Raw genomic sequence first — 26,971 nt, forward strand, 5'->3', positions numbered from 1 at the left:
GCACTCCAGTTGAGATGATGACCATTTTATTGAAGATATCGAATATGCGCAGAGTCCTGTCCATTTTCCATCTTACATTTTCCATAATTAACCACCCAGTTTACAGAGAAAAAGGTCACAAAGGGGTACATTCTATCCGTAGTGTTAAACGCAGTGTCACTACGGATGGAGAGTTTAACAACTCAATGATTTTAATACCGAGTCAGAGACTCTTTTCCATTGTGTTGTCCATGGAGCCCTTCGGAACGCTACGCACAGCTAAGGCAACGCAGTCGAAAACCCGAAAGCTCGGTGGAGTTAAATCTATTGACATAGATCTCTCCATTTCACTGCGTTCCAGTCGAGATGACAACCGTTTTATTGAAGATGTGGGAGATGCAAGCAGAATCCTGTCTATTCTCCATCATCTACTCTTTAAGATTTGTTAATACTAAGGGAATATTGGCCCCTTAGCTTTGCCCTTTATAAAGCGGCATCCTTTGGACAATTCATTATTTTTATCTTTACAGCTTGGAGATCATCAGGCTATGGAGGCGATCTACCGGATCTACTGGGAGGATGTTTTTGATGTTGCGCTGAAAAAAATGGGCGATGAAGCGCTGGCGCAGGACATTACCCAGGAAATTTTCATATCCCTTTGGGAGAACCGAACAGCAATTAACCTAACGGGAAGTCTTGGCGCTTACCTGCATGGTGCGGTGAAATATAAGGTGATTAATTATTTCAGATCGGGCAATATAAAAGAACAACACCAACACGCGCTTAAACTACTAATGGGTGAGCAGCATATGGCGGCGGCAGATGATAAACTGATTTTAAAAGAGCTGCATTCAGAAGTTGATGCGGCGATTGCGCTTTTACCCGAAAAAATGCAATTGGTATTCTCAATGAGCAGAAAACAGGAAAAATCCATCAAAGAAATAGCTTCAGAACTTGATATTTCGGTCCAAACAGTAAAAAACCAGATTTCTGCAGCGTTAAAATTGCTTAAAAAAAGCCTTTCCTATATCCTGTTCGTTGCGGCTTTAATCGGCTTAACATAAAGTTAATTTATAGATAACATTCTTGGTTAGTACCGATCTGCTTTTCAACTGACATGTATTTAAATGACAGAAGAACAGGCAAAAGAACTGCTGCAGAAATATCTCGATAAGCAGGCAAGTCCGCAAGAGCAAAAAAAAGTTGAAGAGTGGTATGCCAGGCTCCATCAGGAAAATTTTGAATTGGCAGCCGATCGCAAAATAGCTATAGGAGCGCAAATGCTTGTTCGCGTTCAGGCGGCTATGCGCCAAAAGCCAAAACATGGCAAAGTATTCAAACTACAGACTTTTATCAGGGTTGCTGCCACCATACTCATCATCATTACACTGGGAATAAGCATTTGGAAGCTCAATACCAAAGCGAAGCTTGAAAATCAGGTTACCGTAGTTACCGGAAGTACAGAACGGAAGCGCGTTACTTTATCAGATGGTTCGGTGGTTTTGTTAGGCCCCTCTGCAAAACTCTGCTATCCTAAAACCTTTGCTTCAACCAACCGCCAGATTGCATTAAAAGAAGGTGAAGCTTTTTTTGATATAGCCCACCAGGAAAAAAGGCCATTTACGGTTCACACCACATCGGGTGTCGATATCAAAGTGCTCGGTACCTCTTTCAAGATTAAGTCCTATCAGGCCAGCAGACATATCGAAGTTGCCGTAATTACCGGGAAGGTTGCCGTAAACAACAAAAAAGTAAAACTGGGCACATTGATTAAAGACGAATTTTTAATCTATGATAAAAAAGCTGGTCGAGCTGATATTGGCAAAAGCAAATCTGCAGCCTATATCGAACTCGCTTTTGACGGAGCAAGCTTAGAACAGATAATCAACAAACTCCAATATGTGTACAGCATTAAGATTTCGCTGAGCGATAGCGCTTTGAGCAAACTTAAAAGCACAGCCGTTTTCAGCAGCAGGCAATCGCCCGACGAGATTTTGGATATCATCTGCAGCCTGCACCACCTAAAATTCAACGGATCAAAAAATCATAAAACATTTATTATATACAGATGAGATGAGCAGGTAATATAGAAATACTTAGCGGTGCCGGTTAGACTGGCCACCGTAATTTTCTTTCCGGCCAAAAGGCCAGCATAATTAAAAGCTTTAAAAAAAAAACAAATCAAACAAATGAAACCAACCTCCGCTAAGAGGACATCAGCTCTTTATAAGATCATGAAATACTCATGTTTAACATTTTCAATTCTCTGCATATTTTGCAGCTCAATCCTGGCATCGGCTGGTATGGCACAAAAGTTAGCGAGAACTACTGTCAGCATTACGCTAAACAAAGGCCGTAAAATGACCGAAATTATCAAAGAAATAGAATCGCGCACCGGACTAAGCTTTGTTTACAATCCCGATCAGTTACAACAAAAAAACATGTTTGTAAGTGGCAATTTTACCACGGAGCCAGTAAGGTCACTATTGGATAGGCTTGGATTACAGGTTTTAGAAAAAGGCGAATATGTAATTTTAAACAATGCCATCCAGAATAAACCAGACCGGATTATTACGGGAATAGTAAAAGATTCGACCGGTATGTCATTACCAGGCGTTTCCGTAAAGGTATTGGGCACACAAAGCGGGACCATAACCGATGGAAATGGTGCTTACCGCCTTGAAGTAGGTACTGATGCGGTATTATCGTTCTCGATGATCGGTTACCGCACCAAAGAAGTAAAAGTAGGTGAAAATCAGGTCATTAATATGGTGTTGAGCGAAGAACGTTCCATGCTTGCTGATGTGGTGGTTGTGGGTTACGGTACACAGAAAAAAGAAACCCTTACCGGAGCAATCAGCATTGTTGGTCTGGATAAACTTTCTTCGCGCTCATTAAATAGTGTAGGAGAGGTACTGGCCGGAAAATCACCAGGGGTAATTGTAACTAACGAGGGTGGTGATCCAACTTCTGCTCCACGTATCAATATCCGCGGTGCGGGAGGGATTAACGGAGAAAATGTATTGTATGTCATCGATGGGTCTATATTTTCAGGTACACCACAGCTTAATCCAAACGATATCGAATCTATTTCGGTGTTAAAAGATGCATCTGCGGCAATTTACGGTGCCAGGGCATCAGGCGGTGTGGTATTGGTCACAACTAAAAAAGGAAAGAGTGGTAAAATGCAGATTAGTTTCGATGCCAAAGTAGGACAACAAAGTGCCTGGAGAAAATTGGAACCATTAAATGCCCAGCAACGTGCACAGGTGGCGGCAACTGCTGCCAAAAACGGTGGGACAACCATATTACCAGCTTTTGATATTTCGAAATATCCTGATGGACAGATTACGCGTACCAACTGGATGGACGAAGTTTTTAGAGATGGATTGTTACAGGATTACAATGCAGCAATAAACGGTGGCAGCGAAAAATCTAATTATTACCTGAGTTTTAATTACCGTAATGCGGAAGGTATTGTGTTAAATACCAAAACTAAACGTTACAATTTCAGGATCAATACCGAACATGAGGTAACCAATTGGTTAAAAGTGGGCGAAAACCTTTCGTATAGCAGTACCAACGGAAACGGAGCAAACACCAGCAGCGATTATACCGGTGCTTTACTTTCAGCTATTTATTATCCAACCAACGGAACACCATATAACGCCGATGGCAGCTTTGCCGGTTTACCTGGCGGACAGTATGCAGGCGATTATGGCGATATCGTTAATCCAGTTGCCGATCTGCAACGTATAGATATCAATAATCCTGTAAATGTGCTTGTGGTTAATCCTTATGCCAACATTAAACTAGCAAAGGGTTTAACTTTTAGGTCTAACTTAAGCATCACCAAAACAGATGCGGCATTTAAAAGCTTTACGCCTAAAAGGCCTGAGGTAGGAAAACCGGTATTAAGCAATAGTTTACAGGAAAGCAGCAGTCGTGCTAACGATTTTCTTGCCGAGCAGGTTTTAAGTTATAAAGCAACCTTTGGTAGCCACCAACTAGATCTTACCGGTGGTTATTCTTTCCAGAAAACTAAAAGCAATAGCTTGTCAGCTTCAGGAGCAGGTTTTGACGACGAATCGCCTCAATACAGATACCTGGTTAACGCAACAGTTATTCAGCCGTCGGTTAGCGGGATGTATGAACAGGCTCTTTCTTCATTGTTTTTAAGGGCCAATTATAATTACAAAGAGAAATATTTATTGTCGCTTATTGGCCGTCGTGATGGATCATCGCTGTTAAGTAAAAATAACAGGACCAAAAATTATGGTTCAGCTTCGTTAGGCTGGGTAGTGAGTAAAGAAGATTTTCTTAAAAACGCAACCTGGTTAAACGAACTGAAACTAAGGGGCAGTTATGGTATATTGGGTAATTTAGGATCGCTTAATGCTTCTGCCGTAAATCCATTGTTAAGTGCCACACAAAGTTATTTCGGGCAAACACCAACTTTACAGAATGGTTATGTACAGACTGTTTTAGCCAACAAAGATTTAACATGGGCAGAATCAAAACAAACAAACTTTGGTATTGATATGGCAGTTTTGGGCAGATTAAGCCTTAATGCCGATTATTTTATCAAAGAGACCAATAAGATGATCTTAACCAGGTCGCTACCTGGAACAGCAGGTTTAAATACGCAGACCATAAATGCTGGTATTGTAAAAGATAAAGGTATAGAACTGGGTTTAACTTATAATAGCGATAAAAATGCAGCATTTACCTATAGTGTAAACGCTACTTTAACCAAAATAAACAACAAAGTACAGGAACTGGCGCCAGGATTGGAAAACATTGCTGTGGGGACCAACTTCCGTAACGAGCTTGCGCCGCTTACCATTAGGGTTGGCCAGCCTTTGTACAGTTACTACGTGCTAAAAACAGATGGTATTTTTCAGAGTCAGGCAGAGGCCGATAACTATAAAAATGCGAAGGGAACTAAGATTCAACCAAATGCAAAAGCAGGTGATTTTAAATTTGTTGATATCAACGGCGACGGATCAATTGATGGTAAAGACCGTTATTTCGCTGGCAGTGCTTACCCTGATTTCTCCTATGGATTGAGCTTTAATGCAAGTTATAAAAATTTCGATTTCAATATTTTTGCGCAAGGTGTACAGGGTAATAAATTGTTTAATGCGGTAAAACGTACTACCTATAGTGCCAGCGGACCATCTTATAACAAACTGACCGGTATCCTTGATGCCTGGTCGCCAGAAAACCCAGGCGGTAAAGTGCCCATCATTTCGACAAGTGATGCCAATGGAAACTTTAATGCTTCCGATTTTTATATCGAAAATGGTTCTTACCTGCGTATCCGAAATGTAACCCTGGGTTACAGTTTGCCAAAATCGTTGACCAATAAATTAAAAACCGGAGCGGTAAGAATTTATGCTACGGCAAACAACCTCTTTACCATTACCGATTATTCAGGCTTTGATCCGGAAATCGGAATGGACAATAACGGATTGGATGTTGGTCGTTATCCGCAGGCAAGAAGCTTTATCCTTGGTTTAAGTGTAAATCTATAATCACAAAACAACAATGAAAACAAATTTTAAATATATGGCATTTGCCGCCCTTGCTTTTTTCTCTTCATGTACAAAAGAGCTTGATATTGTACCTGAAGGATCTCCATCTGCTCAGAACTTCTGGAAAACCAAAGAGGATGCCATAAAAGCAGAAGCTGGAATGTATGAAAATTACAATGCGGAAGACTTTTACGGTCGTGGGATGTTCTGGTTTATCAATGCCAGCGATGATATGGTTACCGGACGTAACAAACCAGAGGCCGATAATATCAAAAATTTTAACCGTACCTATGTTGGCGGAGGTTATACCGAAACCCAATGGAGCATGCGTTATGCCATTATTAAACGTGCCAACGATATTATTATCAATGTGCCAGCCATCACAATGGATGAAAACTTGAAAAAACAGATCATAGGCGATGCTTATTTTAACGCCGGACTGGTTTATTTCCAGTTGGCTGCCAATTATGGTAACGATAAAGCCGGAGTGCCGATCGTAACACCAGAGAGTGATCCTTCACAACCGATTGCCCGTGCAAAAAATGTGAATGAAAACTACGATTATATCATTTCACTTTTATTAAAAGCAGCCGATAACCTTCCCTTGTTTTCGGCAATGAAACCTGCTGATTACGGTAAAGCACATAAAACGGCTGCCTGGGCATACCTATCTAAAGTGTATCTGTACAAAAAAGATTATGCCAATGCTGCTAAATATGCTGATATGGTCATCACTTCAGGTCAGCATGATTTAATTAATACGGGTTTTGCCGATGTTTTTAAGGCTTCAAATAACTGGTCTAAAGAATATATCTGGTCTGTAGTTTGTACGCCAAGCGGTGGCGGAACAGGCTGGGGAAGCAAGCTCCCTGGTGTAATGTTAACCAACAAAGCATGGGGTATTTATAACGGATGGGGTTATTATCTGCCAACCAAAGAACTTTACGATTCTTACGAAACTGGCGATCAGCGCCGTGAAGCTACTATTTTGAAACCTGGAGATAAATTTATGTTTTTTGGTGCCGAGCGTAGCTTTACTAAAGATGGAGGAGCAACTTCAAATTACCAGTTTAAAAAATATATGGAGCCGTTTTCATATGCCAACCCAATTCCAACACATGTTAATCCGAATGGAGACAATGGTACAACAGATTTAAATGTGCCCTTAATGCGTTATGCCGAAGTATTGCTGATTAAAGCAGAAGCCGCAATTAACCTTAGCGGTGCAGGCGCAGGCGATACCGAACTGAACAAAATTAGGCTACGCGCAGGTTTAGGCGCCAAAACAGGAATGACTATCGACGACCTTAAACGCGAACGCCGTAACGAGCTTGCGGGAGAGTGGGCCGATCGTCACCGTGATTTAGTAAGATGGGGTGATGCTCAGGCAGCTTATGCCAAACCTTTACACGATTTTGATGGAACTGTAATCTGGCCGGCCAGAACATTCAACCCACAGGTACACGATGTTTGGGCCATACCACAAAGAGAAATTGATAATAGTGCAGGCGTAATTAAACAAAATCCAGGATGGTAAAAGCAAATAAACTGATTCTCTTCTTATTATTGGGTTTAGGTATACATTCAGTTTCTGCCCAGCAGAAACTGAATACCGGTAACGGACACAGTCATAATGATTATAAGCAGCAGATTCCTTTATTGGAGGCTTATTATGCTGGTATGGGATCTATTGAAGCAGATGTGTTTTACCGTAATGGAGAATTGTTTGTTGCCCACGATAGCAGCGAAATCACCTCAGGCAAAACATTGAAAAAATTATATATCGATCCATTGGTGGCATTTTTTAAAGATCATGCCAACCATCCATATCCAGATCCGAAGCAGAAACTTCAGCTGGTAATCGATATAAAAGAGGATTATGAACACGTAATTCCGAAATTATTAACCGATTTAAAAGGTAATGAATCTGTTTTCGATCAAGGGATCAATGCTTCAGCCATTAAAATTGTAATGAGTGGAGCTGTTCCGCCCGCCGAAAAGTTTAAGGATTATCCATCGATTATCAGTTTCGATGGCCGTCCCGCAAATCAATACACAAGCGATCAGTTAAAGCATATTGGGATGATCAGCGATGATATTTCTCATTATTCGGTATGGAATGGAAAAGGTACTCCAACACCAACCGATTTAGAAAAAATGAAAGCGGTGATTGCTAAGGTACATGCATTAGGTAAACCTTTCCGTTTTTGGGCAACCAAAGATAGTCCGAACAGCTGGAAAGAACTGGAGCATATGGGAGTTGATTGGATCGGAACCGATCGTCCGGCACTGTTAAAAGATTTTTATCAGAACCGGGCTAAGCTCGAATATAACAGTTTAAAGGCTTATATACCTTATCAGCCAACCTACAAAAGCGACGGATTAAAAAGCAAAGCCAAAAATGTAATTCTTTTAATAGGGGATGGAATGGGACTGGCACAGATTCAGGCAGGCTTGAGTGCTAATTTTGGTCAATCCAACATCATCACGATTAAACATCTTGGCCTTTCGCGTACCGAAGCTTCCAATTCTGATTTTACTGATTCTGCAGCAGGTGCAACGGCTATGGCTACAGGGCATAAAACCAATAACCGTTATATCAGTGTCGATTCTACAGGTAAAGCACTTCAGTCTATTCCTGATATATTGGCTCCTTATGGTCTTACAAGTGGGATCATCAGCAGTGGCGATATTACCGATGCTACACCTGCCGCATTTTATGCGCATCAGCTTGAACGATCTATGACGAAGGAAATTGCGGCCGATTTTCAGAATAGCCATGTTAATATTCTAGTTGGTTCGAAACGCAAAAGTTTTACCGAGAACCCAGATCAAAAACTGATGGATAAAATCTCGGCCAAAGGTTATACACTGCACAACGACCTAAAAAGTTTTGTTGCCTCAAATGCGGATAAGCAAATAGTACTTTTAGACGATTCTGCTACGCGGAAAGTATTGGATGGCCGGGGAGAAATGCTGAAGACTTCGTTCTTAAAAACGGTTGAATTGCTCTCGAAAAATAAAAAAGGATTTTTCATCATGGCAGAAGGGGCACAGATTGATCATGGCGGGCACGCAAACGATTTGCCTTTCGCGGTAACCGAACAACAAGATTTCGACCGCCTGGTGGGTGAAGCCTTAAAGTTTGCCGATCGGGACGGCGAAACTTTGGTAATCGTAACTGCCGATCATGAAACTGGAGGACTATCACTTCTGGATGCCTCTTATAGAAAAGGAACCGTTCGTGGCAATTTCAGTACAGACGATCATACCAATATCATGGTACCTGTATTTGCTTACGGTCCTGGTTCAGATGCCTTTATGGGAGTATATCCAAACCATCAGATTTTTTATAAAATCATCGAAGCTTATCGTTTAAAGAAAACTCAATAAATCTTTAAAAAATACCAAAATCTGCATAGCGGTGTCTGTATATCCACAGCACCGCTTTTTCTTAACGTTAAAGTAACGTGGCAGCGCTAATTTTGAAACAATAAAAAGAATGTTATGGAAAGAAGATCCGCACTTAAGCATATAGGCGGCCTGTTTTTACTGCCAACGCTGCCTACATTTTCGGCGGCAGCCGATAAAAAACCGGTGCTAAGAGTGGCACACATCACTGATGTCCATCTTAAAAATCAATTTAATGCGCCCGCCAGATTTGTTAAATGCCTGCACCATTTACAGTCGCAATCACCTAAGATAGACCTGGTTTTAAACGGTGGAGATATCGTTTTTGATATGAATAAAGAAAACATCGGCACCATTAACGATCAATGGAAACTGGTAAAAGAGACGATGAGGAACGAATGTAACCTTCCTGTGCATTACTGTTTGGGCAATCACGATATCTGGTGGAACGAAAACACCAAAGGCGATGTTTTTTACGGGAAGAAATATGCCATGGATAAATTGCAGCTGGTTAAGCCTTATTATAGTTTGGTGAAGAACGGATGGAAGATTATTGTGCTGGATAGTACCCATCTGGATATCGACAATACCTGGTATATTGGGAAATTGGGCGACGAACAGTTGGCATGGCTTAAAGACGAACTCGAAACAACAAATGCTGAAATGCCTGTAATGGTGATGTCGCACATTCCAATCCTAACTGCACTTTTAATGATTGAAGATGACATTGTAAACAAATGGACCATGTTGGGTGGCGATATGCATACCGATACGAGCAAAATTATCAATCTTTTTTATCAACACCCTAATGTAAAACTGTGTTTAAGTGGCCACCTGCATATGCGCGATAAAGTGGTTTACAACGGTGTTACCTATCTTTGTAATGGTGCCGTATCAGGTGCCTGGTGGGAAGGCAACAGAAGAGAAACCGCACCAGGTTATGGATTGGTCGATTTATACGCTGATGGCAGTTTTGAAGAGCAATATGTTAATTATTGATGTATGAAGAAGTCGTCACCCTGAACTTGTTTCAGGGTCTTTTTAGCAGGGATATCAGTCAATTACTATTCTTGTTATTCCCTTAACATTGCCTTCACATCTAGATCCTTGCTTTGTTCAAAAAAATTAAATGAAGAAAGAACTACTTACTTTAATAGTAGCGATATCTATTTGTATGGTATCGTGCAAAAAGAACCACGACGAAAGACCAGCAGATTTTACTTACCCAGCAATGGCTGAAGTTTCAGATCCTTCGGTGCTTTTCACAACTGCTGCTGGCGTAAAAGTGTACAACGGAGGTTTTGGATCAGCAGTTGCCGCCGATCCCAACTCGCCGGATGTTTTTTATATGCTAACCGATAGGGGTTCGAATGTTGCCGGACAGCTCGCGAACTCCATCATCATCGGAAAACCTGATTTTGATCCACAGATAGGAAAATTCAGGTTGAAAGATGGGAAATTGGTGCTCGAACAAACCATCGAACTTAAAAATGCATCTGGTAACAAATTAAACGGACTTCCAAACCCTGCGGGAATGGGGGCTTCCGGTGAAACTGCTTACGACTTAAACGGACAAGTGATTGCCCCAAGTGCCGATGGGATCGACTCAGAAGGTTTGGTAAGGGCAGCTGATGGCTCATTTTGGATCAGTGATGAATATGGCCCGCATATTGTACATTTAGATGCCTCAGGTAAAACAATAGAGCGCATTAATCCATTTGGAACAGGAACCGGTGGGCGTACTATTCCAGCTGTATTTGCCAATAGAAGAGCAAACCGTGGCATGGAAGGTTTGGCCATTACCCCAGATGGAAAAACTTTGGTAGGCATGATGCAGTCGCCAATGTACAATCCGTCTAAAGCTGCAGTTGCTAATTCGGTGGTATTAAGAATTTTGACTTTTGATATCGCAAGCGGAGCAACCAAGCAATATGCTTACCTGATGGATAACGCTACTTTAACAGGCGTGAGCGATATTGTTGCCGTTAACAGTACTACTTTCCTAACCATAGAACGTGATGGATTGTATGGCGGCGCAGCAAGCAACCCGGCAACATTTAAAAAAGTTTTTAAAATAGACCTGAGCGGTGCTACCGATATTTCTGATTCCGGCAATGGTGCAACAGGAAAACTTTATGGTGGCAAAACCGTGGAAGAATTGAACAATGCAGCAGGTTTGAGCACAGCGGGAATTACCCCGGTAAGCAAAACCATTGTTTTAGACCTGTTGAAAGATCTGCCTTCCATTTATCCGCACGATAAAGCAGAAGGTTTAGCCTTACTGCCTGGCAATATCCTCGTAATTTCTAACGATGATGATTTTGGTGTGGTGGATAATGGAGCAAGTGGTTTTGCACAAAAAATATTGCCTTTAACAAATTCGGTTGATAGAAACCGTTTATACTTTGTTAAAATTAAGCTTTAAAGGATTTAGCCATGTGTCAATTGACTCATGGCTAATTTATATCATGAAATAAGGTACAAGTTGTGATATATTGTCTTATTAGTATGCTCATTACTACCGTACTTTTACCCTTTTTGTGCCTGGTAATAGGAATTGAAGTTTACATTGTTAAGCTTTGTACAGCCTATCTTAATTTGCCTATGTATTATAGCTGTGCAATTGTTGATGATGAACAGCACGCGATTGATTTACTCCATGATTATATTGGAGGTGTCCGTTTTTTAAAACTGTTTAGCGCCTTTAATAACCCCTTTGATGCCTTAAAAACAATTAGTGCCGGCGATAAAATCGATTTTCTTTTTTTAGATATAGATATGGATGGAATGAAGGGCACTGAATTATCTCAGCATCTCCGCTCAAAAGCCAGGTTTGTGATCTATGCGTCCGCCCACCTCGAAAATGAGGTGAGAAAAATAGATTCCAGCTTTGAATGTTATCTTGGTAAACCGATCTCAATGAAACGTTTTGCTGGGACGATTGATAAACTGATACGACTTAATAATTTGCCGATAACAATTGAAAATAGCTTATGATCGAACTTGCTTACCCTTTTAAACAGGAATTTTTAGAAGATGTATCCTATCAGTTAATGCGGGCCAGCATGGGAGACCCATGGTTGGTGCTGTCTGGATGTAAAGTACTGGGGATTATTGATGAAGTTGAGGGTAGCTGGGCCCAGATAGTAGGTGAAGGCATTCCTCCAATGGCAATTAAAGGGATGGGGGATTTGATTAACATGCAGCAATTTAGCTGGTTGCCAAAACTGATTAAAAAACAGTGGCCAAAGTATGTGCTTGATGTAGTCGTGGAAAATGAAGACTGTTACGAAATAATCTGCCATAAAGAGGCTTGTCCCAAACGTTTTAAACAACGCTTTATACCAGGTATCCATGCACTGGCCCAAAGAGAATCTGCGCTTGTTTTTAAAGTAAGGTGCTTCGGGAAATCAGATTGTTATGAGGTGCTTAAAGCGCCGGCGGTCGATCGATACGTTTAATATTTCCAAAATATTTTAAGGGAATACAGCAGTGTTTTAAAAATTACATTAATTCCTGCTTGTTTTAAGCGCTGATGTGAATGTAATATTTAAATTTGGCCCTACAAAAAACTTCCTCAGCATGACCTTTGTAGAAAAATTGCAGGCCTTACGCCAATTAATGGCTGCTCAAAAAGTAGATGCTTACATTATCACGGCTGCAGATCCTCACATCAGTGAGTATTTACCGGCACATTATAAAGCCATTCCCTTTGCCTGTGGATTTACGGGGTCGGCTGGCACGCTGGTCATTACGCAAGATTTTGCTGGTCTGTGGACTGATTCGCGATATTTTACGCAGGCAGAAACACAATTAAACAATACTGGTTACGAATTGGTAAAGTTGAAAGTACCGCATACACCCGAGTATATTGCTTGGTTGCTCGAAGTTTTGCCAAAGGGTGCAAAAGTAGGTTTTAACCATCAGCTCATTACGGTAGGTTTAGCCCTCCAGATGCAGAACAGTTTAACCCAGCGTGGAATTGAAATAACTGACGTTGATTTGATCAGCACCATTTGGCTCGATAGGGCAGGGTTGCCAGAAGAAAATGCCTTTTTAATAAGCAAAGAAGCTGCGGGGCTTACCGTTTCCGCTAAAATAACCCAAGTAAGAGCTGCTTTAAAAATAAATGGTGCAGATTATCATTTTATTTCATCACTTGATGACATTGCCTGGCTTTTTAACCTAAGGGGAAAAGATGTAGATTATAATCCTGTAACTTTAAGTTTTGCTTTAATTGCGCCTGCAGCGGTAAAACTCTTTGTCGACAAACAAAAATTGTCGCAAACAGATATCGATACTTTAAATCAGCAGGGCGTAACCTTGCATCCCTATGGTGAGGTGGCTGAGGCATTAAAAAATCTATCAAAAGACGCGCAGGTGTTTATCGACCCTAAACGCACTTGTTTTGGCTTGTACCAGTGCTTGCCTTCAAGTGTCAAAATCGTTTCAGGCATTAATCCAAGCACACACTTAAAAAGTTTAAAGAATAACACTGAAGTTAACCACATTCGTAAGGCCATGCTAAATGATGGGGTTGCTTTAACCAAGTTCTTTAAATGGATGGAAGATCATTTAGGAAAAGAAAAGATTACAGAATGGTCTGCAGCAGAGAAATTGGCCACATTCAGAGCAGAACAAGCCTCTTTCGTAGGCTTAAGTTTTAATACCATAGCCGGTTACAATGCCAATGGGGCCTTGCCGCATTATAATGTAACAGCAGAAAGCAATCAGGAAATTACAGCCGATGGTTTGTTTCTCGTCGATTCAGGAGGCCAGTATTTGTATGGTACGACCGATATTACCAGGGTAATGCCTATCGGTAACTGCTCATCAACCCAGGCCGATGATTATACCTTAGTGCTAAAAGGCCTGATTGAAGGTTCTAAACTGATTTTCCCAGAAGGTACCAAAGGTTATCAGATCGATTCCATCTGTAGAAAACCACTCTGGGAATATGCCATAAATTTTGGCCATGGAACGGGGCACGGTATCGGCTTTTTCCTAAATGTACACGAAGGACCTCAGAATATTAGTCCGGCCAATGTAGATGTTGCCTTTAAGCCAGGGATGGTAACCTCCATTGAACCTGGGATTTATCGCCCTGGAAAACATGGGGTACGCATCGAAAACCTGGTTTTATGTATTGCTAAGGGCAGTAGTGAATTTGGCGATTTCCTCACTTTCGAAACCTTAACCTTATGTTTTATCGATACCGCGATTATCAACAAAACACTTTTGGCTCCAGATCAGATTGAGTGGTTAAATCAATACAATCAAATGGTGTTTGAGAAGCTTCAGCCACTTCTTTCAACAGATGAAGCAGCGTGGCTAAAAGAGAAATGTAAGCCAATTTAATAATCCGTGTTGTCAGTCTGAGCTTGTCGAAGACCTTTATTGCTATTTAGTGATAAACGGCTTAAATTTCCTTATATCTCTTATGTGGTTAATAATTTGACATAGGAAAGCAATTCCTGCATTTCAATTAAAGTCAGTACCTTTCGGCTGTAGTTCCGACTTTACGTCGGGAGCTGCCGCTACAATCGTGTTTTGACACCTGGCGTAGTACTAATGGGCTAGGTCCCTTTATGTGTTAATCTGCGCGCTTTGCGTAATCTGCGGGAACCTATAACCTGTATAGTTCGTCATACTTCCTGCTATTCACCATCGATCCCGCCATCCGCTTACCGTCTCACGCCCCAACTCCCCATAAATACACCAATTCTTTACCGATTTTGCGCTATTTTTAAGTTCGATGCCTGCTTTATTTTTTAAATTTTAATTTTGATTTAACCACATTCCTTAATTTCCTTTGTCATTATGATTTTCAAATTAAAAAATAAGAGTACCTTATCCATAATAACTTTTAAAGCAATATTTTGCTGTATTTTATCTTTTCTCAATATTGAGGTAGTTCTGGCCCAATCGCCTTGGATTGCTTTAGGCAAAAAGCCGTCTACATTGGGACTGGAAAATGGATTTTCGACCTACAATGCAGGAGCATTTAATCTAAAGCTTGTTAAGTCATCCCAAACAGTAGCAGGTCTGCAGCCTAAAATGGTTAAAGATTTCGATTTTGTACCCAGCGACAGTTTAAAAGTGCGTAGCTCAGATGGTTTATATCACTTGGGCGATATCAATTTAAAGTTACGCTCCATTGGCGAAGAAGCCTGGAAAAGCTACAGCACAGCCGCAAAACGAAGCCCTGTGAAAAACATTGTTATGGGTAAAAACGTACTCGCTGCTGCCGATCTTGCTGCAACACTTCCGGCTGATATCCCGCTGCAGGTTAAACGGATGTGGGAAATGTTTAACGGAAAGCTTGTGCTCCGCTTCGAACTGAAAAACAAGAGTAATAAAAACGTAGAAATCGGTGCATTAGGTATTCCGATGATTTTCGATAATATTCTCGAAGGCAGAACATTAGAGCAAACCCATGCGAAAAATGTTTTTTACGATCCTTATATCGGAAAAGATGCCGGTTACCTTCAGGTTACCAGGCTAAGTGGGCATGCACCTTCTTTGCTCGTTGCGCCACTGGGACATACGCCGTTTGAGGCTTACAATCCGCTTAATGATGACCGGACACCAAGAGGAATCGCGTTTGAAGGTTTTTATGAGTGGATGGTATATAGTAAAGCCTATGCAGAAAACGAATGGAAAAATGCCGAGCAGTGGAATACGCCGACTTCAACCACTTTAAAACCTGGTGAAACCAGAAGTTATGCCCTTCAGTTTATCCTTTCTGGAGCAGCAAAAGATATCGAAAACAAACTCATTGAAAATAAACGACCAGTCGCGATCTCGGTTCCGGGTTATGTACTGCCTAAAGATGTAGAGGGAAAATTATTTGTTAACTACCCTAAAAAGATTAAAACTATTCAGGTTCAGCCCGAAAATGCCCTACAGGTAAGTGCATTAGCCTCAACCAAAAATGGTTGGAAAAGTTATACTGTAAAGGGAAATACTTGGGGAAGAGCAAGATTGTCTATTACCTATGAAGATGGCCTGGAGCAAAGTATAAATTATAAGGTAATTGAAGCCGAAAGTGATGTGATTGCTGGTTATGGCAATTTTTTAACAACCAAGCAATGGTTTAACCATGCCGATCCTATTTTTAAAAGAAGTCCTTCAGCTATTACTTACGATAATGAAAAGCAACAGCAGGTAACGCAAGACAATAGGGCATGGATTGCAGGTTTAAGCGATGAGGGTGGTGCAGGTTCGTGGTTGGGCGCAATAATGAAGCAATTGGTGCAGCCCAAAAAAGAAGAAGTTGATAAACTGAAACAATTTGTAGATAGTGTAATGTTTGGGCGGATACAGCTTAAAAACGGTACTCAGAAATATGGTGTAAAAAAGAGCTTATTTTACTATGCACCAGATTCGCTTCCTAAAGATACTTATGCTGCAGATATCAATTTTAAAACATGGTCTGCATGGCCCAAAAAAGAAGCTGATAACCTGGGCCGGTCTTACAACTATCCGCATGTTGCAGCAGCCCATTGGGTGATGTATCGTTTGGCGCGTAATTATAGTGGCCTGGTAGAAGAGCAGAGCTGGAAACAACACCTGATCGACGCCGCTGAAACAGGTATGGCTATGGTTAACATTGCCCCTTATTATGCACAGTTTGGGCAGATGGAAGGTACAGTTTTCTATCTCATCCTAAATGACCTCAAAAACGAAGGACTAACAGCAGAAGCAGCCAGATTAGAAAATGAAATGAAAAAGCGGGCTAATCACTGGCGTTCGTTACAATATCCATTTGGTAGTGAGATGCCTTGGGACTCTACAGGTCAAGAAGAAGTTTATGTATGGTCGAGCTATTTTGGCTACCAGGACAAGGCAAATGTAACGCTTGATGCCATATTAGCGTATATGCCTGTGGTGCCGCATTGGGCATATAATGGTAATGCCCGTCGGTACTGGGATTTTCTTTATGGAGGTAAACTTTCACGCATCGAACGGATGATCCATCATTACGGTTCAGCACTTAATGCCATTCCTGTATTAATGGATTACCGTAAAAATCCCGGCGACTTTTATCTTTTGCGTGCTGGTTACGGTGGACTTTTGGGAGCAATTTCCAATATCACTCAAGAGGGTTTTGCGCCTGCAGCATTTCATGCTTATCCATCAACCTTAAAAAATGACGGCATTACGGGTGATTATGGATCTGGTTTTTTTGGCTATGCGGTTAATACTTCATCGTATATCTTACAACACCCCGAATTTGGTTGGTTAGCTTTCGGTGGCAATTTGAACAAAACTGGCAATAATATCAATGTTAAATTAACTACAGCAGCAAAATCATCGGTTTACATTGCTGCTGCGGGCCTTTGGGTTAGTCTTGATGCGGGTACCATTGATGAGGTAAATTATAATACGGTAAATGGCGAAATTCGCCTAAAACTGAGCAAAGCAAATGAATATACACCTAATGCCATATTGAGGTTTTTACAACCTGCAAAAATTAATGGCGTTGGTGCTTATACTGTAAAAAGCAGTGGCGTTAGGAAGAGGGGAGGATACGAGTTTCCACTTGCAAAAGCACATACAACTGAGATCATTCTTCAAAGATAATATCAGTTTTTTCTATTGTCTCCGCCCCGTGAACTAAAATTTACGGGGCTTTTTTTATTAATTAATATTGATAATCAATTGGATATATGCTTTATCAATATTGTAAATTGATATAAGATGTTTATATTATTTGTATTCCAGGTTATTAAAGTTAAATATTGAATTTAGTAGGAGTATTTTATAGATTGAAGACCATTGATTTTGTTCTGTTTATAGCTAAATTATTACTTTATATTAATTGATTCAAAATTTTGTATTTCAATATGCTATATAATTTAATAATAATATAGTCCATTTAAATTGCTTAGATTGTTCTTGTTTGTTGCAAAGTGATTCCCTGGAATAACGAGGATGGTGTGAGAAAAGCGATTTTATCGCCAATAAAAAAACATTTTGATTGAAAAGTGGGGCTCGTTAATTTATTGTTCTTATTTCTTTAAGGGTCGTCATCTCGACTGGAGTGCAACGCAATGGAGAGATCTTTGTAGCAAATTATCGAAATGAAATTTAAAAGATTTTGCTTTGCAAAGCTTTTGGGTTCTTTACTAAGGTCAAAATAACGATACTTCAAGGCCGTTTGTCTCCATAAAATTCACTCATTTATATTGATTTTACATTATAGATTGCCCCCATCCGCGGCTAAAATTGTTAACGATATCATAAACTTTCTTTAATTACCCTTTAAGTGTGCATATTTTACCCTTATTTTTCGCTAACCTGAAATTTATTGTGATTTTTGTGCCATAACCATAGCTTATAATTTGCAGATATAAACCATATTTTATCCATTCATTTTAATTCTGATGTAATGAATATGGCTTTTTGGATATTTGCTTAACACATGAAAAATATGTTTGAAAAGAAAGTTTACCTCCAACGAAGAGCAGCATTAAAATCAAAGATAAATTCGGGAATATTACTCTTTTTGGGGAATGAAGAGAGCCCGATGAACTATAAAGATAATACCTACCATTTTAGGCAGGATAGTACCTTTTTATATTATTTCGGGATTAGTGACCCCTCGTTGGGCGCTATTATCGACCTTGATGAAGATCAGGTTATCCTTTTTGGCGATGAAATGAGCATTGATGATATCGTGTGGATGGGCAGACAGAAAACACTTGAAGAAAAAAGTTTAGATGCCGGCTTGACCAAAGTTCTGCCTTTAGCACAGCTGGATACTTATCTTAAGCAATACCAGGATAAAAAGCGTCAGGTTCATTTCTTGCCCCCTTATCGTTCAGAAAATAAAATTAAATTGGCTGATTGGCTTAATTTGCCTGTCGATCAACTTAAAGAAAAGGCATCTCTTAGTTTTATTAAAGCCGTTGTAGCACAACGATCAATTAAATCTGTCGAAGAAATTGAAGAATTAGACCGTGCAGCAGCAATATCGGCCGATATCCATTTAATGGTGATGCAACAGGCAAAACCTGGTATGTACGAACGCGAACTTGCCGCAAAAATTCAAGGCGCTGCATTGGCTTGGGGCGGTAATCTGGCTTATCCGGTTATACTAACTGTTCGTGGCGAAATTTTGCACAACCACTATCATGGTAATCAGCTACAGGAAGGTCAGCTGGTTTTGAACGACTCTGGTGTAGAAACAGCTTTAGGTTATGCAGGCGATCTTACCCGTACTTTTCCGGTAGGCAAAAAGTTTAGTGCCGAGCAAAAAGACGTTTATGATATTGTATTGAATGCTTATACGCATGGCAAAAACATGTTGGCACCGGGGGTAAGATATTTAGATGTGCATTTGGCTTCGTGTAAAATGCTGGCACAGGGTTTAAAAGATATTGGCCTGATGAAAGGTAACATCGACGATGCGGTGCAGGCCGGTGCGCATGCGATGTTCTTTCAATGTGGAACAGGTCATATGATGGGCTTAGATGTACACGATATGGAAGATTTAGGCGAGCAATATGTAGGTTATACCGATGAACTGACTAAAAACACCACTCAGTTCGGATTGAAATCGTTGAGGTTGGGCAAAGCACTTGAAGCAGGATATGTGTTAACGGTAGAGCCAGGTGTTTATATTATTCCCGAACTTATAGACCGTTGGAAAGCCGCTAACCAATTTACCGAATTCATTAACTATGATAAATTGGAACAGTTCAGAAACTTTAGCGGTATCAGGGTTGAAGACGATTTTCTGGTTACCGAAAACGGAAGCAGGATGCTGGGTAAACATTTAGCTTTAACCACCAATGAAATCGAATCGATTAGAAGTGGGGCTTATTAACAAAGGTGCTTATTGGGATTAACAAATCTTTTTGTTTTGGCGCGCAGGACTTTTCGATTTTTGAAATGATGGCAGGGTTAGAGACCTTGGACAGACGCACAGAACTAAAGTTAAATAAACCTGATAAAACGGATGCTCCCGATTCTTCATCGGAGCAGGAGGGATAGCAGGACTGCCATAACATATGAAAAGCTGAAATTGCTTTTCAAATTAAATTCGCTATTACAATATGATAACCAACAAAAAGATATGAAAAAATTAACATGCTTAACCGTACTTTTCTTAACGTTTAGTACCATACTTTTTGCGCAAAATCCCAAAAAGGTTTACACTTTGGCCGATACCTTAAGGGGGAGCCTTAATGCCGAACGTACCTGGTGGGATGTGCAGCGTTATGAACTTTCTGTTAAACCCGATTATAATGATAAAAGTATAACGGGCTCGAATAAAATCGTATATAAAGTAGTGCAGCATAATAATGGTAGTACCCGCATGCAGATCGATCTGCAGGAACCATTAATTATTGATAGTGTGCTGTACAACGGAAGTTCAAAGGTGAAATTCGAACATGTGGGCAGTGTTTGGTATGTGCATGTTCCGGCGCAGAAATTATCAGCACAGAATAACGTACATATTTTTTACCATGGTAAGGTTCATCAGGCCAAAAGGGCACCCTGGGATGGTGGTTTTATCTTCACCACCGATTCGCTTTCGCGCCCGTGGATGACGGTTGCCTGTCAGGGCTTAGGTGCTTCAGTCTGGTATCCGAATAAAGATCATCAAAGCGACGAGCCTAATCTGGGCGCTTCTTTAACGATGACGGTTCCTGATACCTTGGTAGCGGTAGGCAATGGGCGCCTGGTATTTAAAAAAGACAACCACAATGGCACTACAACCTATCAGTACAATGTTAAAAATCCGATCAGTAATTATTGCATTATCCCTTACATTGGAAAGTACGTTAATTTTAAGGAGAAATATGCAGGTGAAAAAGGTGCATTAGATGTGAATTATTGGGTACTCGATTACAATTACCCAAAGGCGAAGACCTACATGCCCGATCAGGTGCATAAAATGATGAAAAGCCTGGAACATTGGTTTGGTCCATATCCCTTTTACGAAGATGGTTACCAGCTGATTGATGCTTCGCATACCGGAATGGAGCACCAATCGGCAGTATCTTATGGTAATGGTTATAAGTTTGGCTATAGAGGTAGAGACATGTCGGGCGATGGTTGGGGCTTAAAATGGGATTTCATCATTATCCACGAAAGCGGGCACGAATGGTTTGGAAACAACATTACCACCAACGATCTGGCCGATATGTGGGTGCACGAAGGATTTACCAATTACAGCGAAACCCTTTTTGTAGATTACATTTTTAGCAATAAAGCGGGAAATGAATACAATTTTGGGATCAGAAAAGGCATTCGTAATGATAGCCCAATTATTCCCCCATATGGTGTAAATGCGCAGGGCAGTGGCGATATGTATCCAAAAGGAGGGAACATGTTACACGCCATTAGACACAGTTTAAATAACGACGAACTTTTTAGGTCGATATTGCGCGGACTCAACCAAACCTTTTACCATAAAACGGTAACTACTGCACAGATCGAAAATTATGTTTCTAAAAAAGCAGGTTACGATTTTTCAAAAGTTTTTGATCAGTACCTGCGTACGGTGCAAGTTCCTACATTTGAATATTACCTAAAAGATGGTAAAGCTTTTTATCGTTACAGCAATTGTATTAAAGGTTTCAATCTGCCTTTAAGCCTGAAAAAAGAAGGTGTTAAACCGCTTAAAATTATTCCTTCGCAAAACTGGCAACAGGTTACATTGGCTAAAGGTCAAGATGCGCTTTTTACAAAATCGGGTATCGAATTTATGTACTACCTACAGGTGAAAAATATAAAATAGTTCATGCTGAAATAGGCAAGGCAGGAGGGTGTTATGCATCCAATTGATTTTATTAAAGGTATTCTTTTTCGGAAGGCTACCTTTTTTTGTTATATCTCATTTGCTTTACAAAGGTTCCCAGCTTTTTCTGATTAGTTTTGTCTGATTCAAATGGCGTATTTATGACCAATATCGGTTAAAATCCAACAATATTACTGGCTGGCAATCTCCTAACTTTGAATATCGTTTAAATGAATTTATCGACTATAATTTAATTGAATGATTTACCAATTACACCGGTTTGGATTAAAAGCCCAGATTAAATTTTTGAACCTTAATTATTAAAACATAACATTACAATGAGTATCAAATGGACTGGGGTTTTCCCTGCTGTAACTACAAAATTTACAGCAAACGATGAGTTAGATTTTCCGGCTTTCGATTTAAACATCGAAGCGCAATTAGAAGCAGGTGCTGAAGGGATTATTTTAGGCGGATCGCTTGGCGAAGCCAGTGTACTAACCGATGAAGAAAAGTTCGGTCTGTTATCGCATACCTTAACTGTAGTAAATGGCCGTGTACCGGTTTTATTGAATATTGCAGAGTCGACTACCAAAAAAGCAATCGAAGTAGCTAAAAAAGCTGAATCACTCGGTGCACAAGGTTTAATGTTGTTGCCGCCAATGCGCTATAATGCTGCTCCAGACGAAACTTTGGCCTTTTTTGGTGCCATTGCTGAAAGCACAAGCTTGCCGATCATGATTTATAACAATCCTGTTGATTATAAAATCGAAGTTACCTTAGATATGTTCGAGGTTTTGACTAAATACGATAACATCCAGGCAATCAAAGAATCAACAAGAGATGTATCAAACGTAACCCGATTGATTAACCGCTTTGGCGACCGTTTCAAAATCTTTACTGGGGTAGATCCATTGGCGATGGAAAGCATTGTGATGGGTGCACATGGATGGGTTGCAGGTTTAGTAGATGCTTTCCCAAGAGAAACAGTGGCTATTTTCAGGTTGATTAAAGAAAACCGCATTGCTGAGGCGCTAACCATTTACCGTTGGTTTTTACCTGTACTTGAGTTAGATATTCATGCAAAATTAGTACAGTACATTAAACTGGCAGAGGTAGCAACCGGGTTGGGAACAGAAGCTGTTCGTGCACCTCGTTTGCCACTAAGCGGCGCAGAAAGAGAAAAAGTGTTGAAAATTATTAACGATGCATTAGCTGTTCGTCCGGAACTACCTGCAGGTAGCTGGGGGAAATAGTTTAAAAACCAAATATGAACGGAAAAAATATTGTAGCCAGCACCTATATAGAAGTTAATGAAAAAAGTCTTAAAGCCGTTAATCCTGCAACAGGATTAACGCTTGACGGTGAATTTTTTAAAGCGAACGATAGTCTTGTTAATGATGCTTTAACGTCGGCAACATCGGCTTTCCAAAGCTATAGAAGCCTAAACAAAGATCTTAAAGCAGCCTTTTTAAATGCCATTGCCGATGAAATCGCCAACCTTGGCGGGGAGCTGGTAGACAGGGCTTCGGCAGAAAGTGGTTTGCCTTTAGGCCGTTTACAGGGCGAACTGGGCAGAACAACCGGTCAGTTAAGGTTATTTGCCAATCTGGTTGCCGAAGGCTCTTGGGTTGATGCAATTATCGATACTGCACTACCTGAAAGACAACCTTTACCACGGCCTGATATTAGACGAATGCTGATCCCAATCGGGCCGGTAGTGGTTTTCGGTGCCAGTAATTTTCCGCTTGCTTTTTCAGTTGCAGGTGGCGATACAGCATCAGCACTAGCTTCTGGTTGCCCGGTAGTAGTTAAAGCACATCCCGCACATTACGGAACCAGTGCTTTGGTAGGCGGTGCCATTATCAAAGCTGCCGAAAAAACGGGAATGCCTAAAGGTGTTTTCTCTTTGTTGTATGATGATGGTTATACCATTGGAGCTGGCTTGGTTCAGCATCCATTAACCAAAGCAGTAACGTTTACAGGCTCGTTTAAAGGCGGAATGGCCTTGATTAATCTGGCGCAACAGCGCGAACAACCTATTCCGGTTTTTGCCGAAATGGGAAGTATTAATCCGGTAATTTTTCTTCCCAGGGCCATAGAAAACCAGGCAGAAGAACTGGCTAAAAAATATGCTGCATCAATTACTTTGGGTGCTGGTCAGTTTTGTACCAACCCGGGTTTATTATTAGCGGTGCAATCGCCGGCACTTGAAAATTTTAAAGCCGTTTTAAAAGAAGCAATTTCAACTATTCCATCTGCAACTATGCTTACCGAAGGTATTGCCAATAATTATGGTAAACTTTCTGCTGAAGTAGTAAATGAAGGTGGCGTTGCGCTTTTATCGGCATCAACAGTAAAAAATACTGAACTTCAAAATCAATCAGAAGCGAAAATTGCTCAGGTAAGTGCTGCCGATTTTATCAAAAATCCAAAACTCCGTGAAGAAATTTTTGGCCCATATTCGCTGTTGGTTGTTGCTCAGGATATTGCTGAACTTGAAAATGCCATTGATGTGCTGGAAGGACAGCTTACCGTAACCTTAATGGCCGAAAAACAGGAACTTCTGCATTATCAAACTTTGGTAAATAAACTGACTGATAAAACCGGAAGGATTATTTTAAACGGTGTGCCTACAGGTGTGGAAGTTTGCGCAGCCATGCAACATGGTGGACCATTTCCTGCTACCAATGATAGTCGTTTTACTTCAGTTGGTTCAACTGCAATCAACCGTTTTGTAAGGCCATTGGCTTATCAGGACTGGGAGCAGGAATTATTGCCGGATGAATTGAAAGACGGAAATCCTTTAGGTATTTTCAGAATGGTTAACCAGATATTAACGAAATCTCATGAGTAAAACTTTTTTTTGTGTAGATGCACATACTTGCGGAAATCCGGTTAGGTTAGTTGCAGGCGGCGGTCCTCAGCTTATTGGCTCAAATATGAGCGAAAAACGTCAGCATTTTTTGAAAGAATTCGATTGGATCAGAACAGGTTTAATGTTCGAGCCACGCGGCCATGATATGATGTCGGGCAGTATTCTTTATCCGCCCCACGATCCAGCCAATGACGTAGCTGTACTTTTTATCGAAACCAGTGGCTGCCTTCCAATGTGCGGCCACGGTACTATCGGTACCATTACTATTGCCATAGAGGAAGGGTTGATTCAGCCCAAAATACCAGGGGTGATCAGAATGGAGGCCCCGGCCGGATTAGTCTTAATTGAATATAAGCAGGAAGGTAAAAAGGTTAAATCGGTTAAGCTGAAAAACGTAGCTTCTTACCTGGCAGCAGAAAATTTAGAAGTAGAATGCCCAGATTTAGGTACGCTTACTTTTGATGTAGCTTATGGTGGTAACTTTTATGCCATTGTAGACCCGCAGGAAAATTTTCCGGGACTGGAAAACTACACCGCTTCGCAACTGATTACCTGGAGCCAGACCATTAGAAAACGCATTAATGAGCAATATACTTTTGTACATCCTTTAGACCCGACAATAAATGGTTGTAGCCATGTGTTGTGGACTGGAAAAACAATCGATCCTACATCAACAGCCAGGAATGCAGTTTTTTATGGCGATAAAGCCATCGATCGTTCGCCATGTGGAACGGGTACCTCAGCCCGCTTGGCACAGTGGTTTGCTAAAGGAAAATTAAAACAGGGAGAAGATTTTATCCACGAAAGTTTTATCGGTAGCAAGTTTATCGGAAGAGTAGAAGAAGTTGTAGACTTGAACGGAATTAAAGCCATTATACCAAGTGTAGAGGGCTGGGCAAAAATTTATGGTTACAACACCATTAAAATAGATGCCGAAGATGATCCATATGCATATGGATTTCAGGTGATTTAGGGAGTTTTTAAAAAGAATATCAGCAGTATAAATTAAAAGAATGTCGAAAGTATTAATTATAGGTGGTGGAATTGTAGGCCTAACTTCAGCGTATTATCTGCAGAAAAGGGGTTACGAAGTAACAGTTTTAGATAGGGGAGATATTACAGACAACTGCTCATTTGGTAATGCAGGGATGATTGTGCCCAGTCATTTTGTGCCTTTGGCTGCACCGGGCATGATAAAACAGGGTATCCGTTGGATGTTTGACAGCAAAAGCCCTTTTTATGTTCGCCCATCTTTAAATGGGAACCTCATTAACTGGGGCTTGAAATTTATGAAACATGCCACGGCAAAACACGTGAGCCAATCGGCAGTACCTTTACGCGATTTATCGCTGCTTAGCAAAAAACTATATGAAGGTTTGGCAAAAGAGCCTGATTTCGATTTCGAATTAACGAACAATGGTATTCTGGCATTTTATAAAACAGAAAAAGCAGGAGAAGAAGAAGCGCATTTAGCTGCAAGGGCAATTGAACTGGGTTTGGATATGGCTGTGTTAACAGCCGACGAATGCCGCGCGTTACAACCCGATTTAAAATTAGATGTTTTAGGCGCCGTACATTATCGTTGCGATGCACACCTTTATCCAACAAAGTTGATGAATGCTTTGCTTAAGTATTTGTTAAACAATGGTGTTAAAATAGAACGTAATAAAGAGGTTGATAAAATAGAAACGGTTGGCAATCGAATTATGAAGGTTTTTACAGGCAATACCGCCTGGGAAGCCGATCAGTATGTTCTGGCAACTGGTTCATGGTCGCCTGCTGTAGCTAAAATGGCCGATGTTAAAATATCTTTAATGCCAGGTAAAGGTTATTCTTTTATGGAGCCAGAACCTCAGCAACGGCTAACTATTCCGGCATTGCTATGTGAAGCCAGAGTGGCTATAACACCAATGAACGGACAGATTAGGTACGGTGGTACAATGGAGTTAGATAAAATTAACACCCGCATTAATATGCAAAGGGTTAAAGGGATTGTAGAATCGGTTCCGGCTTATTTCCCGGATTTAAAACCCGCACTTCCTGCAGAAAAAGATATCTGGTATGGTTTCCGTCCGTCATCACCAGATGGTTTGCCTTACATTGGCAGAAGCGAAAAAAGAGAAAATCTAATTATCGCTACCGGCCACGGCATGATGGGTTTAAGTTTAGGCCCCGCAACAGGTTTGTTGGTTAGCCAGATTGCTTCGGGCATAGCTACTGATCTAAAAATGGAGCCATTCGCAGTTGTTAGATAATATTGAATTTATATTATGCATTTCGTCATTCCCAAGATGTCAGTTTTAGAAAAAGTGGTTGGTATAACATTTTGGGAGGTATCGTCATCTCCTTTGGTTTATCAAACTGATTTTTCTTCTTTCAAATAGTATTACAAGAAGAAAGCTTGGTAAGCGT

The 26,971-nt window shown here is 40.7% G+C and carries 17 protein-coding genes; all 17 read left to right on the forward strand.

Annotated features, from left to right (window positions below; translation table 11 throughout):
- Positions 1-479 precede the first annotated feature (479 nt).
- On the forward strand, positions 480-1,043 hold the full coding sequence (locus tag AC1RJ8_RS17320) for an RNA polymerase sigma-70 factor (protein ID WP_492956177.1): 564 nt from the start codon (positions 480-482) through the stop codon (positions 1,041-1,043).
- A 63-nt stretch (positions 1,044-1,106) separates the two neighbouring features.
- Positions 1,107-2,051 (forward strand): FecR family protein, encoded by a 945-nt coding sequence (locus AC1RJ8_RS17325; RefSeq protein ID WP_492956178.1) that lies wholly within the window; start codon positions 1,107-1,109, stop codon positions 2,049-2,051.
- 231 nt (positions 2,052-2,282) lie between these two features.
- Positions 2,283-5,516 carry a SusC/RagA family TonB-linked outer membrane protein gene (locus AC1RJ8_RS17330; RefSeq protein WP_492956179.1) on the forward strand — a complete coding sequence of 1,078 codons (3,234 nt, stop codon included), beginning with the start codon at positions 2,283-2,285 and terminating at the stop codon, positions 5,514-5,516.
- 13 nt (positions 5,517-5,529) lie between these two features.
- Positions 5,530-7,053, forward strand: coding sequence for a RagB/SusD family nutrient uptake outer membrane protein (locus AC1RJ8_RS17335; protein WP_492956180.1), 1,524 nt, complete (start codon positions 5,530-5,532; stop codon positions 7,051-7,053).
- The gene (locus AC1RJ8_RS17340; RefSeq protein ID WP_492956181.1) at positions 7,047-8,909 is read left to right on the forward strand and encodes an alkaline phosphatase; all 1,863 of its coding nucleotides are present in this window, start codon (positions 7,047-7,049) and stop codon (positions 8,907-8,909) included. Before AC1RJ8_RS17335 ends, AC1RJ8_RS17340 begins: the two co-directional genes overlap by 7 nt.
- 114 nt (positions 8,910-9,023) lie before the next feature.
- Positions 9,024-9,926 (forward strand): metallophosphoesterase family protein, encoded by a 903-nt coding sequence (locus AC1RJ8_RS17345; protein ID WP_492956182.1) that lies wholly within the window; start codon positions 9,024-9,026, stop codon positions 9,924-9,926.
- Between the two features lie 130 nt (positions 9,927-10,056).
- Entirely contained in the window at positions 10,057-11,352 is a 1,296-nt protein-coding gene (locus tag AC1RJ8_RS17350) for an esterase-like activity of phytase family protein (protein ID WP_492956183.1), read from the forward strand.
- A gap of 83 nt (positions 11,353-11,435) precedes the next feature.
- Positions 11,436-11,924 (forward strand): LytR/AlgR family response regulator transcription factor, encoded by a 489-nt coding sequence (locus tag AC1RJ8_RS17355; protein WP_492956184.1) that lies wholly within the window; start codon positions 11,436-11,438, stop codon positions 11,922-11,924.
- A complete protein-coding gene (locus AC1RJ8_RS17360; RefSeq protein WP_492956185.1) occupies positions 11,921-12,388 on the forward strand; it encodes a hypothetical protein in 468 nt (155 codons plus the stop codon). The genes AC1RJ8_RS17355 and AC1RJ8_RS17360 overlap by 4 nt, the downstream gene beginning before the upstream one ends.
- A gap of 121 nt (positions 12,389-12,509) precedes the next feature.
- On the forward strand, positions 12,510-14,285 hold the full coding sequence (locus AC1RJ8_RS17365) for an aminopeptidase P family protein (protein ID WP_492956186.1): 1,776 nt from the start codon (positions 12,510-12,512) through the stop codon (positions 14,283-14,285).
- A 462-nt stretch (positions 14,286-14,747) separates the two neighbouring features.
- A complete protein-coding gene (locus AC1RJ8_RS17370) occupies positions 14,748-17,513 on the forward strand; it encodes a DUF5695 domain-containing protein (protein WP_492956187.1) in 2,766 nt (921 codons plus the stop codon).
- Positions 17,514-18,354: 841 nt separating this feature from the next.
- Entirely contained in the window at positions 18,355-19,761 is a 1,407-nt protein-coding gene (locus tag AC1RJ8_RS17375; protein ID WP_492956188.1) for an aminopeptidase P family protein, read from the forward strand.
- A 249-nt stretch (positions 19,762-20,010) separates the two neighbouring features.
- Complete coding sequence (locus tag AC1RJ8_RS17380) at positions 20,011-21,681, forward strand: M1 family metallopeptidase (RefSeq protein ID WP_492956189.1); 1,671 nt, start codon at positions 20,011-20,013, stop codon at positions 21,679-21,681.
- Positions 21,682-22,019: 338 nt separating this feature from the next.
- Positions 22,020-22,937 (forward strand): dihydrodipicolinate synthase family protein, encoded by a 918-nt coding sequence (locus AC1RJ8_RS17385; protein ID WP_138823618.1) that lies wholly within the window; start codon positions 22,020-22,022, stop codon positions 22,935-22,937.
- 14 nt (positions 22,938-22,951) lie between these two features.
- The gene (locus AC1RJ8_RS17390) at positions 22,952-24,538 is read left to right on the forward strand and encodes an aldehyde dehydrogenase (NADP(+)) (RefSeq protein ID WP_492956190.1); all 1,587 of its coding nucleotides are present in this window, start codon (positions 22,952-22,954) and stop codon (positions 24,536-24,538) included.
- Positions 24,531-25,532 carry a 4-hydroxyproline epimerase gene (locus AC1RJ8_RS17395; protein ID WP_131030845.1) on the forward strand — a complete coding sequence of 334 codons (1,002 nt, stop codon included), beginning with the start codon at positions 24,531-24,533 and terminating at the stop codon, positions 25,530-25,532. Before AC1RJ8_RS17390 ends, AC1RJ8_RS17395 begins: the two co-directional genes overlap by 8 nt.
- Before the next feature lie 40 nt (positions 25,533-25,572).
- Positions 25,573-26,814: an NAD(P)/FAD-dependent oxidoreductase gene (locus AC1RJ8_RS17400; protein WP_492956191.1), complete on the forward strand. Its 1,242-nt coding sequence runs from the start codon at positions 25,573-25,575 to the stop codon at positions 26,812-26,814.
- Positions 26,815-26,971: the final 157 nt, after the last annotated feature.

It is taken from the genome of Pedobacter sp. GW822-FHT03F06, assembly GCF_058801365.1.